The organism is Streptomyces sp. NPDC005574 (genome assembly GCF_040605435.1).
Lineage (GTDB): Bacteria > Actinomycetota > Actinomycetes > Streptomycetales > Streptomycetaceae > Streptomyces.
This window is the reverse complement of sequence record NZ_JBEXCW010000088.1, coordinates 17150-29944: the sequence shown is the minus strand read 5'-3', so window position 1 is coordinate 29944 and position 12795 is coordinate 17150. Positions and strand designations below refer to the sequence as shown.

Genomic DNA, 12795 nt, shown 5'->3' with positions numbered 1-12795 from the left:
TCAAGAGCGCCACCCCGGTCACCGCGACGGAGACCGTCACCGTCGTCGCCGCGGCCAGTGCGGACGCCACCAACACGTCACCGGAAGGCGTCTGGCGTCCCGGCACCCTTACGGCGCCCGGCGCCCGGCGCGTCAGACGTCGAAACGGCGCACGCCGGACGGTGTCACCACCGCGTGCACCGCCCGGTCGTGCGGCTCGGTCGGGACGCTTGCGACCACCTCCTCGTCGTACAGCAGCACCACGAGGGCGGGCCGGGCGTGCGCGCGTTCCAGGCGGGCGAGGACGCGGTCGTAGGATCCCCCGCCGCGTCCCAGGCGCATGCCGCGCGCGTCGACCGCGAGGCCGGGCAGCAGGACCACGTCGGCGGCGGACACGGCCTCCGGGCCGAGCCGCTCGCCGGCCGGCTCGAAGAGGGTCATCCGCCCGCCGTGCCGCACGCGCGCGAGGGAGCCCTCCCCGGCGTACGCGCCCCAGTCGAGGTCGTTGTCGGGCAGCAGGGCGGGCAGCAGGACGCGCACGCCCCGGGCGCGCAGCGCGTCCAGCAGCGTGAGGGTCCCGGGCTCGCTCCCCACGGAGACGTACGCCGCCACCGTGCGCGCCCGCGCGAGTTCGGGCAGTTCCAGCGCCCGCGCGGCCAGCGCGGTGGCCGTCTCGCGCACGACATCCCCCGTCAACCTGTTCCTCACCGTGAGGAACTCCCGCCGCAACATTCGCTTGTCAGGCTCGGCCGGACGTCCGGTGTCGGTCACCTTCGCTCCCATACCCTGTCCAATATGTTCATATGACAGATAATTAACCGGACCTGCAGATTCCTTGCAAACGCACCGGATAAGGTTGCGCGCATGACCCAGTCGCACACCAGGATCAGCAAGGCTGTCATCCCCGCAGCAGGCCTCGGCACCCGGTTCCTGCCGGCCACCAAGGCCACTCCCAAGGAGATGCTGCCGGTCGTGGACAAGCCGGCGATCCAGTACGTGGTCGAAGAAGCCGTGTCCGCCGGCCTCGACGACGTCCTCATGATCACGGGCCGCAACAAGCGCCCCCTGGAGGACCACTTCGACCGCAACTACGAACTGGAGTCCGCCCTCCAGAAGAAGGGTGACGCGAAACGCCTCGCCAAGGTCCAGGAGTCCAGCGACCTGGCGACCATGCACTACGTCCGGCAGGGCGACCCCAGAGGTCTGGGTCACGCAGTCCTGTGCGCGGCTCCGCACGTCGGCCACGAGCCCTTCGCCGTCCTGCTCGGCGACGACCTGATCGACCCGCGCGACCCGCTGCTCGCGCGCATGGTCGAGGTGCGGGAGCAGCGCGGCGGCAGCGTCGTCGCCCTCATGGAGGTCGCGCCGGAGCAGATCCACCTCTACGGAAGCGCGGCCGTCGAACCCACCGAGGACGGCGACGTCGTCAAGGTGACCGGCCTGGTCGAGAAGCCGGACGCGGCGGACGCCCCGTCGAACTACGCGATCATCGGCCGCTACGTCCTGGACCCGGCCGTCTTCGGGATACTGCGCACCACCGAGCCCGGCCGCGGCGGCGAGATCCAGCTCACCGACGCCCTCCAGCAGCTCGCCGAGGACGAGAAGGTTGGCGGCCCCGTGCACGGCGTCGTCTTCAAGGGCCGCCGCTATGACACCGGCGACCGTGGCGACTACCTGCGTGCCATTGTCAGACTCGCATGCGAACGTGAAGACCTGGGCCCGGACTTCCGCGCCTGGCTTCGCAGTTACGTAGCCGAGGAGATGTAGCCACGTTGAGCAGCGCCGCGCCCCGCACCACCGGCCAGCACCACCTGTGGTCGGTGGACGAACACCTGGAGGACATCCTCGCCACCGTCCGCCCCCTGGACCCCATCGAGCTGCAACTGCTCGACGCCCAGGGCTGTGTCCTGGTGGAGGACGTCACCGTGCCGGTGTCCCTGCCGCCGTTCGACAACAGCTCGATGGACGGGTACGCGGTGCGCGTGGCGGACGTCGCGGGCGCGAGCGGGGAGTTCCCCGCCGTCCTGGAGGTCGTCGGGGACGTCGCGGCGGGCGAGTCGCAGCTGCTCCACGTCGGGCCCGGCCAGAGCGCCCGCATCATGACCGGCGCCCCGCTGCCGCCCGGCGCCGAGGCCGTCGTCCCCGTGGAGTGGACCGACGGGGGCCTCGGCGAGGGCCCCGTCACCGGGATGCGGGCCCGAAGCCTGGCGCCCGAGGGCGCCGCCGGACACGTCCACGTGTACCGGCCGGCCGAAGACCGCGCGCACGTGCGCGCGCAGGGCAGCGACGTGAGGGCCGGCGACCGCGCCCTGGAGGCCGGTACCGTCCTCGGCCCGCCGCAGATCGCCCTGCTCGCGGCGATCGGCCGCGGCACCGCCCGTGTCCGCCCGCGTCCGCGCGTGGTCGTCATGTCCACCGGCAGTGAACTCCTGCCGCCCGGCGAGGAACTGGGCAGCGGCCAGATCTACGACTCCAACAGCTTCGCCCTCACCGCCGCCGCCCGTGACGCCGGCGCCATCGCCTACCGCGTCGGTGCCGTCGCCGACGACGCCGAGACGCTCCGGTCCACCATCGACGACCAGCTCGTCCGGGCCGACCTCGTGGTCACCACGGGCGGTGTGAGCGTCGGCGCGTACGACGTCGTCAAGGAGGCACTCGCCTCCACCGGCGACGAGGACGAGGCGGGCGGAGGAGTCGACTTCCGCCGGCTCGCCATGCAGCCGGGCAAGCCGCAGGGCTTCGGCACGATCGGCCCGGACCACACGCCGCTGCTGGCCCTCCCCGGAAACCCGGTGTCGTCGTACGTCTCCTTCGAGCTGTTCGTGCGCCCCGCCATCCGCACCCTCATGGGACTCGCCGACGTGCACCGGGCGTCCGTGCGGGCGACGCTGACCGCGGACAAGGCACTGACCTCCCCGAAGGGGCGCCGGCAGTTCCTGCGCGGCACGCACACCGACGGCACGGTGCGCCCGGTCGGCGGCGCCGGCTCCCACCTGGTCGCGGCCCTCGCGCACGCCGACGCGCTGATCGTCGTCCCCGAGGACGTCGAGACCGTCGAGCCCGGCACCGAGGTCGAGGTCATCCTGCTCGGCTGAGGCGCGCGCGCCGTCCGGGGCACACCCCGCGCGCGTGCCGCTCCGCCGGGAGCGCGGGAAGGCCCCGCTCCGGCGGCGGTCCCCGGTCCACGGGGCGCGGGAGATCCCCGGGGACCTCCTCCGCTGAAGGCGCCGGGTTGGAGGTACCGTGGCGCGCACAACAGGCCCGCGCACCGCACCGCGGCGGGCCCGCAACCGGGAGCGCCACACACCATGACCGTGCCTTCCCGGGGGGACACCCCCGGACCAGACGTGCAGGACCGACTGACCCACATCGACGAGGCGGGCGCCGCCCGCATGGTCGACGTCTCGGGGAAGGACGTCACCGCGCGCACCGCCCGCGCCAGTGGACGCGTCCTGGTCTCGCCCCGCGTGGTCGAGCTGCTGCGCGGTGAGGGCGTCCCCAAGGGTGACGCCCTGGCCACCGCGCGGATCGCGGGCATCATGGGCGCCAAGCGCACCCCGGATCTGATCCCGCTGTGCCACCCGTTGTCGGTGTCGGGTGTGAAACTGGATCTGGCGGTCGCCGACGACGCCGTGGAGATCCTCGCCACGGTCCGCACGACGGACCGCACGGGTGTCGAGATGGAGGCCCTCACCGCGGTCTCCGTCGCCGCGCTCACGGTGATCGACATGGTCAAGGCGGTCGACAAGGGAGCGGTCATCACGGACGTTCGGGTGGAGGAGAAGACGGGCGGCAAGTCGGGCGACTGGAGCCGGACATGAGCGCCGGGCCCTACCGCGCGCTGGTCGTGACCGCCTCCAATCGCGCCGCCGCCGGGGTGTACGAGGACAGGGGCGGGCCGCTCGTCGCCGCGGGCCTCGAAAGCCTCGGGTTCCAGGTCGACGGGGTGCGGGTCGTCCCCGACGGCGACCCCGTGGCGGCCGCCCTGCGGGCCGGCGTGGAGGCCGGCTACGACGTCGTGGTCACCACCGGCGGCACCGGGATCTCCCCCACCGACCGCACCCCCGAGGCGACCCGCGAGGTGATCGACCAGGAGGTCCCGGGCATCGCCGAGGCCATCAGGGCGTACGGACGGGACAAGGTGCCGACCGCGGCGCTCTCCCGCGGACTCGCCGGAGTGGCCGGGCGGACGCTGATCGTCAACCTGCCGGGCTCCACCGGCGGGGTGAAGGACGGACTCACCGTCCTGGAGCCCCTGCTGGCGCACGCCGTCGCCCAGATCCGCGGCGGGGACCACCCCAGACCCGACGCCGGTCACGGGGGTGCGAGCTGAACAGCCCATCGTGGCCCGTCGTGCTCGCGGACGGCGACGTCGTCCTGCGGCCGATAAGGGCGCGTGACCAGCGGGTGTGGCGCGAGGTCAACCGGCGCAACCGGGACTGGCTGCGCCCCTGGGAGGCGACCATCCCGCCGCCCACGCCGAGCGGGCCCATCGCGCACCGGCCGACGTACCGCCAGATGGTCAGGCACCTGCGGGCCGAGGCGAACGCGGGGCGGATGCTGCCGTTCGTCATCGAGTACCGGGGGCGGCTGGTCGGGCAGTTGACGGTCGCAGGCATCACCTGGGGCTCGATGTGCTCGGGGCACGTCGGCTACTGGGTGGACCAGTCGGTGGCCGGCCGCGGGGTGATGCCGACCGCCGTGGCGCTCGTGGTCGACCACTGTTTCCGGACCGTGGGCCTGCACCGCGTCGAGGTCTGCATTCGCCCGGAGAACACGCCCAGCCGCCGGGTCGTGGAGAAACTCGGATTCCGTGACGAGGGGCTCAGGCCGCGTTATCTCCACATCGACGGTGCCTGGCGCGACCACCTCGTCTTCGCGCTCACCGCGGAGGAGGTGCCGGACGGGTTGCTGCGGCGCTGGCAGCGGGCACGCTCGCAGAACACCCCGCACGACACGTCCCGCCCGGGAAATTGAATAAGTGTTCGAAAATGATCGCCGGATGACCGCCTTGGGGCATGGAATTCGCGTCCTGGGCGGCCTGTTGATCGCATCGGTCACAAAAAAAGCTCGAAATATCAGCCAGATCGTGCGACACACCGGCTCAATTGGCGGATGGCCTCACACAAATCCCTCTACCGTGTGAGGCGTGAGCAGCAGCGGCCTCATCTACGCAGTCATTGTCGGGGCCTGGGCCGCCTACTTGGTGCCGATGTGGCTCCGTAGGCAGGACGAGCTGAACGAGGCCCGTCCGACGGAACGCTTCAGTACAGCCATCCGGTTGCTGTCCGGACGGGCCGGTATGGAGCGCCGATACGCCAAGGACCGGCGGGCGCGCTCCACCGACGAGGCGGAGCCCAGCGCCGTGGAGCCGGAACCGCCCACCGATTCGGTGGACGTCCGGGCCTTCGCCATGCCTCCGGCCCGCCCGCAGTCCCAGGCCGGCCCGCAGCCCAAGGCCACCGGCCGGGCGGAAGCGGCCCGTGAACCGGCGCGCGAGCAGGTCAGAGAACAGGTAAGGGAACCCGCGCGGGAAACGGTTCGCGAGCAGGGCCGGGAACCGGGGCGCGCACCGGCGTCCGCGGCCGGACCGGACGCCGCACGGGCCCGTAAGCGTGTCCCGGCCGCACGGCGCGCCCCGTCGGACGCCGGAGCCGAGGCGGCCGCAGCGCGCGCCCGGCGCACGAAGGTGCTCGCGCGCCGCCGACGCACCACGGTGATGCTCTTCATCGCCTTCACCCTCGGCGCGATCGTCGCCGCCGTCGGAGGACTCGCGTTCCTGTGGGCGCCCGGCGTGCCCGCCGTGCTCCTCAGCGGCTACATCGCCTACCTCCGCACGCAGGAACACCGCCGTTTCGCCTACCAGATGGACCGGCGCCAGGCGGAGGTCGCCGCGCAGCGGCTGCGCGAGCGCGCCCGCCAGCCGCGCCGGCGGGCCGCGGTGGACACCGGCACCGAGTCGGTCGAGTCGGAGGACGGCCCCGAGCCCGAGGCCGACTCCGGGCTGTCGGCGCTCGCCGCGGACCGGCGGGCGCTGGTCGAGCAGACCGACCACGCCGAGTGGGTCGACCAGCAGCGTGAGCGCCAGCGGCGGCCGGGACACGGCGACAGCTGGGAGCCGGTGCCGGTGCCCCTGCCGACGTACGTGACCGCGCCGGTCGCCCCGCGTGCCACCAGCGACGTCGACCTGGGCGCGCCGGACGCCTGGAGCTCGGCGCGGTCCAGTTCCGTGCCGTCGGAGCACGAGGCGGAGTCCGGTGCGCGGGCCGGCGCGGCGGGGGAGGCCTCGTCCGACGAGGAGGACGCGACCGCGCCCGACGAGCGGAGCGACGCCCGTCGTGCCGCGTCCGCACGCCGTGCGCGGGAGCGCGGACGCACGCCGCTCTTCGACCAGTACGAGGACGGCGAGCGGCCCCGGGCCGCCAACGAGTAGACGCCCGGCGGGGGGCCGGGCCCCGGTCATGACCAGCCAGGAACGGATTTCCGAGCATCAGGACCGGGATGCTAGAGTTTCACTCGTTGCAAGGGCCTGTGGCGCAGTCCGGTAGCGCACCTCGTTCGCATCGAGGGGGCCAGGGGTTCGAATCCCCTCAGGTCCACGCAGCTCAAAGCCCCGGTCGGGTTATCCCGACCGGGGCTTTGACATGTCTACCCCCTTCCGGCCCCTTCCGGTGCCGTAGTGCCAGGCCCGCCGCCCCCACCGCCGGGACCACCGTGAGCACCGCGCACGCCCCCGCCGTCGATGCAGTCTCGGCCCACGGCATCCGCACCGCCGACCGCGCGCCCAGCAGGTCCAGCGCGCCCCACAGGCCGAGCAGTTGGAGCCCGGCCACCAGGATGCCCAGCATGGCGCCGACCGCCACCACCGCGATCGCCTCCGCCGCGACCAGGCGCAGCACCTGCCCGCCGGTCGCGCCCGCGAGCCGCAGTGTCCGCAGTTCCCGTCTCCGGCCGGTGGTCGCCATGACCTGGGTGGTGGCGAGGGAGATGCCCGTGTAGAGGAGGGCGATGCCGAGGACGAGGAAGAGCCCGAGGCGGCTCGCGGAGCCGGTCCGGGGGGTCGCCGCCCTGATCCACTCCTCGCGCGTGAGGACCCGGGCCGGTGTCCGCAGCGCTCTCCGTACCTCCGCAGCCACCGCGTCCGTGTCGCCCGCCGCCGTCACCTTCACGTCCACGCGGTCGACGGGCGCACCGCCCGCGTTGGCCGGGGTGACGTACACCCCGTTGTCGCCGGTCCCGGTGGACAGCACCGCGGCGATCCGCAGCGACCTCCGGGTGCCGTCGCCCAGCCACACCGTCACCCGCTGCCCGACACGGTGGGCGGCCCACTCCTCGTTGACGACGATCGAGTCGTCGTCCAGGGCAGCGATCCGCCCGGACGTCACCGGCAGCCGTACGGTGGCCGCGAGCCCCCGGGGATCCACCGCGTGGGCCTCGGACCTGACGAGAGCGACTCCGTCCTCCAGGACGTGGACCGTGCTCGTCGCGCTCGCGGCGGCCTCGGCGCCGGGCACCGCGCGCAGGCGCCGTACGGTCGCCGCGTCGAAGCCGTCCGAGCCGGCCGCCGCCGTCACCACGAGGTCGGCCGTCGTGCGCCGGTCCAGCTCGGCCGACCTCGCCGCGCCCAAGGTGGCACCGGCGCCCAGCAGTGAACCGGTCAGAGCGACCGTGACCAGCACCGGAGCCGCCACGGCGGCCGTGCGGTGCGTGCCCGCGCCCGCGCGGACCAGCATGCCGCCGGCGCCCGGCAGCCGCGCCGGCAGCCAGGTGATCAGCCGCGTCAGCGGGCGGACCAGGGCGGGGGAGAGCAGGGCGGCCGCGGAGATCAGCAGCATCGGACGGCTGACGTACGACTTGCGGTGCAGCAGCTCGCCCGGTTCGCTCAGCAGCGTCAGGGCGAGGGTGACGGCCGCCACCGCGAGCAGGGCCGCGCCGCACAGCAGGCGTCCCCGGGTAAGGGTCCCGCTGTCGGCGGACGCCTCGCGCAGCGCCTCGGCGGGCCTGGTCCGGCCGGCCCGCCAGGACGCGGCGGCCGCCCCCGCCGACGCCACGAACAGACCGGTCCAGAAAGCCACTTGGTACGGCCATACGTGGTCGCGGATGGTGAACCAGGCCGGTGCCAGACCCTCGTCGACGACCCGCGCGGCGAGATGCGGGGCGGCCCACCCGCCGAGGGCGCAGCCCGCCGCCGAGGCGAGGACACCGACGACCAGCGCCTCCGTGAGGACGGTCCGGCGGATCTGACCCGGGGTCGCGCCCGCCGTTCGCAGCAAGCCGAACTCACGGCGCCGGCGGGCCACCACGAACGCGGAGGTGGACGCCACCACGAACACCGACACGAACCCCGAGACTCCGCCCGCCGTGCCGAACAGGGCGTTCAGCGCGGTGAGTTCCTCGGCCTCCCGGTCGGGATCGGCGTCCGCGAGGCGCCGTGCGCCGCCGGTGAGGACCTCGGCCCGGCCACCCACCACCCGCCGTACGGTCGAGGCGTCCGCGTCCACCACCAACTGCCGGCTGATGGGAGCCAGTCGGGCGGCTCGGTGGTCGGTGAAGAAGACGGCGTCCTCGAAGTCCGGGCCGCGCAGCGTGCCGACCACCCGCACGGTGCCGGAGTCGGTCCGCACCCGCCGGCCCACCGCCGTCCAGTCGCCGGTGACCGCCACCTCTCCGGCGGCCCGGGGCGCCCGCCCGGCGCTCAGCTCGTACCGGGCGAACGCGGCGGTCGGCCAGGGGTGGCCCACCAGACCGTCCGGCCCGCCCTCGGCCCGAACCGCGAAGGAGCGGTCCAGGGTGACCTCGCCGAGGTGCCGCAGCACGGCGACCGTCCGCTCCAGCACGGCGTGGGGACGGGCCAGCCGCTGGGTGCGTACGCCGTTCGGCGTCTCCACGCGCAGGGTGTCCCGCCCCCGCACGACGACCGGGGCCCCGGCGAACCGCTCCGGTCCGCGCGGCGGGGCGTCGAGCGTGGAGGCGAGAGCCAGGCCCATCACCGCCAGCAGGGCGACGCCCAGCGACAGCGCGAGGAAGCTGCCGGTGAAGGTGACCCAGCGGGACCGCAACCCGCACAGAGCGATGCTCAACACGGCTGCTCCCCCGCCGAGTTCGGGCAGGCTCTCGCGTCCGGCGCGGTGGACGGACGTGAGGTCCGGCCCGTCCCCCACCCCGCCGTCCGCTCGGCGATCTCACCGGCCGGCGCCCCCGCCAGCTCCCCGTGCACCCGGCCGTCGACGAGCAGGACCACACGGTCGGTGTACGACGCGGCCACCGGATCGTGCGTCACCATCACGACCGTACGGCCGTCGGTGTCGGCCATGTCCCGCAGCAGAGCCAGCACTTCGCGTCCCGTCGCCGCGTCGAGCGCCCCGGTCGGCTCGTCCCCGAACAGCACCTCGGGGCGGGTGATCAGCGCCCGGGCCAGCGCGACGCGCTGCTGCTCACCGCCGGACAGCCGGCCGGGAAGATGGCCGGCCCGGCCGTCGAGGCCGACCCGGCGCAGCGCCTCCCGCACCCGGTCCTTCGGGGGCCGCCGGCCGGCCAGCCGCAGCGGCAGCGCCACGTTCTGCGCCGCGGTCAGCGACGGCAGCAGGTTGTACGCCTGGAACACGAAGCCGATCCGCTCGCGCCGCAGCAACGTCAGCCGCCGCTCGCCCAGTTCCGTCAGCTCCGTACCGCCGAGCCGGACGGAGCCCGCGTCCGGACGGTCGAGCCCGGCCGCGCACTGGAGCAGGGTCGACTTGCCGGAACCCGACGGGCCCATGACAGCCGTGAAGGAACCCCGGGCGAAGGTCAGCGAGACCCCGTCCAGGGCGGTCACCCGGCCACGACCGGACCTGAACCACCTGCTCACGGAGTCCAGCGCGATCGCGTCGCCGCCCACCCGCGCCGCCACCGCCGTAGCCGCTCCGACCGTCCCCTCCGCCCCCACCGCCGCCTCCGCCCCCGCCTTCCCCTCCGCTCCAGCCGCGCCCCGCGAGCCCTGGCCATTCAGGTGCTTCAGTCTTTTCCGCTGATTCGGTTGGCTCATCCGGTTCATCGTGTTCCGCGCCCCCAGTCGTCCGGTTCCGTCGGCGTCCGTTCCGTCGGCTCCACGAAACCGTGCGACCGGGGCACCGAGCAGTGCGGCAGGGGCGAGAGTCGAGGTAGGGCCAGGCATACCCCGAAGACTCCGGCCACACCGATGGCACCCGCCCCGCCCCGGCTCCTACGGTGATCTCCATGCGGGCACGGAGCATGTGGGCGGCGCTGAGGGCGCGGGGGTACCTGGGGTCGGCCTGGCCGTGGCGCGCGGTCGCCTTCCTGGTGAGCGGGGGACTGCTCGGGGCGGCCGTCCTCGTGGTGCTCGTGAGCGGATTCCTGGCCGGCGGCGTGCTCGCCGTGGCCCTGATCGGTCTGCCGCTGCTGGTGCTCACCGCGCTGACCGGCATCCCGGTGGCCGCCGTGGAGCGACAGCGGCTGCGTCTGGTCGCGGCCCATGGGGTGCCCGCCGGACAGCACCGGGTACCGGACCGGTCGGGCCTCGGGGCGTGGCTGTCCACCCGGCTGCGGGAGGCCCTGACCTGGCGGGAGCTGGCGTACGCGACCCTGTTCGCCCTGGTGCTGTGGCCCCTCGACGCGCTTGCCGTCGCGCTCGCCCTCGCCCTGCCGGCGACCATGGCCGCCGCGCCGGCCCTGGTCGCCGTCGACGGCGAGGCGAAGATCGTCAAGCTGTGGACCGTCACCACCTGGCCGGACGCCTGCGCGGTCGCCGTGCTCGGCGTACTGCTCCTGGCGGCCGGCGGATACCTCCTCGGGGCCGCGGCCGCGGCGCGCGGGGACCTCACCCGGATCCTGCTCACCGCGAAGGACGGCGAGCGGATCGCCGAACTGGTGCGCTCCCGGGCCCGGTTGGTGGACGCCTTCGAGGCGGAGCGGCGGCGCATCGAACGCGATCTGCACGACGGGGCGCAGCAACGGCTCGTCGCCCTCACCCTGGCCCTCGGACTGGCCCGCCTCGACGCCCCGCCCGGACCACTCGCCGACCAGCTCGCCAAGGCCCACGACGAGGCCGGCGGGGCCCTCGCGGAACTGCGCGAACTCATCCACGGCATCCACCCCGAGGTCCTCACCGACTACGGCCTCGAAGCCGCCGTCGCGGACGCCGCCGACCGCAGCCCCGTGCCCGTCGACCTCGACCTGAGGCTGCCCGGGCGGCTCCCCCCGTCCGTCGAGAGCGCCGCGTACTTCGCCGTCCGCGAGGCGCTGGCCAACGTGGCCCGGCACAGCGCGGCGACCCGCGCCCGGGTCGGCGCGCAGCACGACGGCGGTCGGCTGGTCCTGGTGATCGGCGACGACGGGGTCGGCGGCGCGGACCCCGGCGGCGGCACCGGACTGACCGGTCTCGCCGACCGCGTGGCCGTCCTCGATGGCACACTCACCCTGTCCAGCCCGCCCGGCGGGCCGACCCTGCTGCGTGTGGAGATCCCTTGCCGGCCGAGCGAACAGACCGTCCCCTGCGCCTAGTTCTCGCCGAGGACAGCGTGCTCCTGCGGGAGGGCCTGGTCGGACTCCTCACCCGGTTCGGGCACGAGGTCGTGGCGGCCGTCGGTGACGCGGACGCGCTGCTCGCCGCCGTCGCCGACCTCGCACCGGACGCCGTGGTGACCGACGTACGCATGCCGCCCGGCTTCCAGGACGAGGGCCTGCGCGCGGCGGTGCGGCTGCGCGAGGAGCGGCCCGGACTGCCGGTGCTCGTCCTCAGCCAGTACGTGCAGCGGGCCTACGCCGCCGAACTCCTCGACTCCGGCGACGGAACCGGCGTCGGCTACCTGCTCAAGGACCGCGTGGGCCAGGTCGAGGAGTTCGTCGCCGCGCTGCGCGAGGTCGCGGCCGGCGGCACGGTCGTCGACCCCGAGGTCGTACGGCAGTTGCTGCGCCGGCGCCGCGACCCGCTGGCCCGGCTCACCCCGCGCGAACGGGAGGTGCTCGCGCTGGTCGCGGAGGGCCGGTCGAACGGCGCGATCGCCCGGACCCTGGTCGTCTCCGAGGCGGCCGTCGGCAAGCACATCGGCGGCATCCTCACCAAGCTGGACCTGCCCCCGGCCGACGACACCCACCGCAGGGTCCTCGCCGTGCTCGCCTTCCTGCGGGCCTGAGCCACGGTCCGCGTCCTCGGGCCGCCGCCCGGAGCCGCGTGCCCGGAGCCGCCCGCTCGAAGCCGCGTGCCCGGAGCCGCCCGCTTGAAGCCGCGTCCGCTCGGCGTCTCCCGCCCCGTGTCTCCCGCTCGAAGCCGCCCGCCCGGTGTCGCCCGCCCGGAGCCGTCCGCTCGAAGTAGCGTGCTCAGAGTCGCTTCGCGAAGCAGCGGCTGTCCTCGTGGAAGCGGTAGTAGCCGAACTTGGCGCACGGCTCGTAGCCGGTGGAGGAGTACAGGGCGATCGCCTCCGGCTGCTTCGTGCCGGTCTCCAGGACCATCCGGACGCGGCCGCGGCCGCGGGCGTCCTCCTCCAGCTCGGCCAGGATGCGGCGGGCCAGACCCAGGCCGCGGGCCCGCTCGACGACGTACATCCGCTTGAGCTCGGCGTCCCCGTCGAGGTTGCCCTCGCCGTTGGCGTCCCGGGTGCGCCAGCCGCCCGTGGCCAGCGGGGTGCCGCTCTCGTCGTACGCGATCAGGTACACGCCGTTCGGCGGGCCGAAGTCGGCCGGGTCCAGCTCGGTGGCGTCGCCGCCGTCGCCGTAGCGCACGTGGTACTCCGCCTGGACCTGGTCGTTCAGCTTGACGGCGTCGGGGTGGTCGAACGCGACGCGACGAATGTTCATTCTTCCTACCGTATTTCAATGCAA

General features: G+C 74.2%; 12 protein-coding genes and 1 tRNA gene. 9 read left to right on the top strand and 4 right to left on the bottom strand.

Translation table 11 applies throughout. The annotated features are described in order from the left end of the window. Positions 1-132: 132 nt before the first annotated feature. The gene (locus ABZT03_RS34770; protein ID WP_356046862.1) at positions 133-762 is read right to left on the bottom strand and encodes a 5-formyltetrahydrofolate cyclo-ligase; all 630 of its coding nucleotides are present in this window, start codon (positions 760-762) and stop codon (positions 133-135) included. An 81-nt stretch (positions 763-843) separates the two neighbouring features. On the opposite strand from ABZT03_RS34770, the gene galU reads away from it, so the two are divergent. From galU to ABZT03_RS34735, 7 genes are all read left to right on the top strand, one after another. After that, positions 844-1746, top strand: coding sequence for a UTP--glucose-1-phosphate uridylyltransferase GalU (gene galU / locus ABZT03_RS34765; protein ID WP_356046861.1), 903 nt, complete (start codon positions 844-846; stop codon positions 1744-1746). Positions 1747-1751: 5 nt separating this feature from the next. Beyond that, positions 1752-3074, top strand: coding sequence for a gephyrin-like molybdotransferase Glp (glp, locus tag ABZT03_RS34760; protein ID WP_356046859.1), 1323 nt, complete (start codon positions 1752-1754; stop codon positions 3072-3074). A 213-nt stretch (positions 3075-3287) separates the two neighbouring features. After that, complete coding sequence (moaC, locus tag ABZT03_RS34755; protein WP_356046857.1) at positions 3288-3800, top strand: cyclic pyranopterin monophosphate synthase MoaC; 513 nt, start codon at positions 3288-3290, stop codon at positions 3798-3800. Next, positions 3797-4312, top strand: a complete 516-nt coding sequence (locus tag ABZT03_RS34750) for a MogA/MoaB family molybdenum cofactor biosynthesis protein (RefSeq protein ID WP_356046855.1) — start codon at positions 3797-3799, stop codon at positions 4310-4312. Before moaC ends, ABZT03_RS34750 begins: the two co-directional genes overlap by 4 nt. Positions 4313-4332: 20 nt before the next feature. Next, positions 4333-4956 carry a GNAT family protein gene (locus ABZT03_RS34745; protein ID WP_356046854.1) on the top strand — a complete coding sequence of 208 codons (624 nt, stop codon included), beginning with the start codon at positions 4333-4335 and terminating at the stop codon, positions 4954-4956. Positions 4957-5128: 172 nt separating this feature from the next. Continuing rightward, entirely contained in the window at positions 5129-6412 is a 1284-nt protein-coding gene (glpR, locus tag ABZT03_RS34740; protein WP_356046852.1) for a gephyrin-like molybdotransferase receptor GlpR, read from the top strand. 92 nt (positions 6413-6504) lie between these two features. Next, a tRNA-Ala gene (locus tag ABZT03_RS34735) sits at positions 6505-6578 on the top strand. Positions 6579-6584: 6 nt separating this feature from the next. Here the strand turns inward: ABZT03_RS34735 and ABZT03_RS34730 are convergent. Both ABZT03_RS34730 and ABZT03_RS34725 read right to left on the bottom strand, forming a co-directional pair. Further along, positions 6585-9062, bottom strand: coding sequence for an FtsX-like permease family protein (locus ABZT03_RS34730; protein ID WP_356046851.1), 2478 nt, complete (start codon positions 9060-9062; stop codon positions 6585-6587). Continuing rightward, positions 9056-9856, bottom strand: a complete 801-nt coding sequence (locus ABZT03_RS34725) for an ABC transporter ATP-binding protein (RefSeq protein WP_356046863.1) — start codon at positions 9854-9856, stop codon at positions 9056-9058. Before ABZT03_RS34725 ends, ABZT03_RS34730 begins: the two co-directional genes overlap by 7 nt. A gap of 338 nt (positions 9857-10194) precedes the next feature. Here ABZT03_RS34725 and ABZT03_RS34720 point away from each other — a divergent pair, with 338 nt between their 5' ends. Together ABZT03_RS34720 and ABZT03_RS34715 are read left to right on the top strand one after the other, a co-directional pair. Then, positions 10195-11478, top strand: coding sequence for a sensor domain-containing protein (locus tag ABZT03_RS34720; RefSeq protein WP_356046849.1), 1284 nt, complete (start codon positions 10195-10197; stop codon positions 11476-11478). Next, positions 11442-12110 carry a response regulator transcription factor gene (locus ABZT03_RS34715; protein ID WP_356046847.1) on the top strand — a complete coding sequence of 223 codons (669 nt, stop codon included), beginning with the start codon at positions 11442-11444 and terminating at the stop codon, positions 12108-12110. Before ABZT03_RS34720 ends, ABZT03_RS34715 begins: the two co-directional genes overlap by 37 nt. Positions 12111-12294: 184 nt before the next feature. Here the strand turns inward: ABZT03_RS34715 and ABZT03_RS34710 are convergent, their stop codons facing one another. Beyond that, positions 12295-12771 (bottom strand): GNAT family N-acetyltransferase, encoded by a 477-nt coding sequence (locus ABZT03_RS34710; RefSeq protein WP_356046846.1) that lies wholly within the window; start codon positions 12769-12771, stop codon positions 12295-12297. Positions 12772-12795: the final 24 nt, after the last annotated feature.